The following is a 1,213-nucleotide window of genomic DNA, read 5'->3' on the forward strand; positions in this document are numbered from 1 at the left end:
GCCGCTGTGGGAGATTCTATGGTGCCCTGCAATGCTTAAAAGAGCTTTGCGGGGCAATATTCTTGTTGCTGCTTCATCAGGGCGAAGGCGGTGCGGGCGATCTTCCGGGCCAGGATGACCAAGGCTTGCGTGGTGTGCAGTCCCCGGTCCCGATAGCGCTGATAGAAGGCGCGCCAGACCGGGTGTCGAGAGGCGCTCATGGCGGCACAATGCAGCAGTCGCCTGACCTCCGTATCCCCTTGCTTGGTCAGCTTACGCTTGCCTCTGAGTTTGCCGGAGTCGCGGACTCGGACATCCAGCCCCAGGAAGGCAACGAAGGCATCGCTATTGGCGAAGTCTCCTCTCAGGAAGGCCATGACCAAGGCGGTGGCGGTGATCTCGCCGACCCCGTCGATCGCGTCGCAGCGTTGGACCTGAGTCTGTAAGCCGGCGGCGCTCACCGCGCTCTTGAGCCGTTTCTGGATCAGAGTGTCAATCCGGTCCATTTCGGTGATCAGGGCACGCAGAGGGGCCTTGAGCTCCGGTTCTCCGCTCAAGCTCTGACGTAATGCCGTGCGGGCCTTAACCAAGGCGGCCCGGCGACGCAGCAGGCTCTGCAGCATCCGGTACGCCTTGGGGGGCGGGCTCCACGAGCGTAACTCGTCTTTCTCCTTGTGCAGATGGCGGGCCAGCAACTGGGCGTCGGCCAGATCCGTCTTGGCCCGCCCTCCAACGCCTTTGCGGTAGTTACTGAGGCGGTAGCCGTCCACCACATAGACCCGATGGCCCTTGGCGTGCGCGCGCTCGGTGAGGTCCATGTGATAGGTACTGGTCGCCTCAATGGCGATATCGCAGCCCTTGGGGAGCGTGGCCAGCCATTGGCGGATGGCTTGGGGCGTATTGTCGATGGTGAGGGTTTGGTTCAGGTCCTGATGGTGGATCACCAGGTTGTCTTTCGCAGCGTCGATCCCGATCTCCGGGCGGCTTGCCAGCATTGCCATGGGGCATCCCTCTCAGCTAGGTTAAATGGGCTTGTCGGGGCGCACCGTAACGCTGGCTTGCAGAGTATCGTCGGTCTGAGTGCGCGCTCAGCCGATGGATTCCTTATCGGCGTTTGAAGGTGCGGGGTGGGGCCATATCTCCCACAGTCTGTACCCTAGGGTCAGAAGCCAGCCTGGTCCCTCCACCCCGACAAGTCTTCTCCTTCTAAGACTTGCCGGGAAACCATACAAGC

At 61.7% G+C, this 1,213-nt stretch carries 1 protein-coding gene; it reads right to left on the reverse strand.

From position 1 onward, the window contains the following. Positions 1 to 35: 35 nt before the first annotated feature. Positions 36 to 980: a transposase gene (locus tag E0L37_RS21155; RefSeq protein WP_133493618.1), complete on the reverse strand. Its 945-nt coding sequence runs from the start codon at positions 978 to 980 to the stop codon at positions 36 to 38. Between the last annotated feature and the right edge of the window lie 233 nt (positions 981 to 1,213).

The organism is Alcanivorax sp. 24 (genome assembly GCF_004360225.1).
In the GTDB taxonomy this organism is placed as follows: domain Bacteria; phylum Pseudomonadota; class Gammaproteobacteria; order Pseudomonadales; family Alcanivoracaceae; genus Alloalcanivorax; species Alloalcanivorax xiamenensis.

Bases quoted from the DNA above. Each gene is read 5' to 3' on its own strand.
- E0L37_RS21155 (WP_133493618.1), bottom strand. From the start codon at position 980: ATGGCAATGCTGGCAAGCCGCCCGGAGATCGGGATCGACGCTGCGAAA.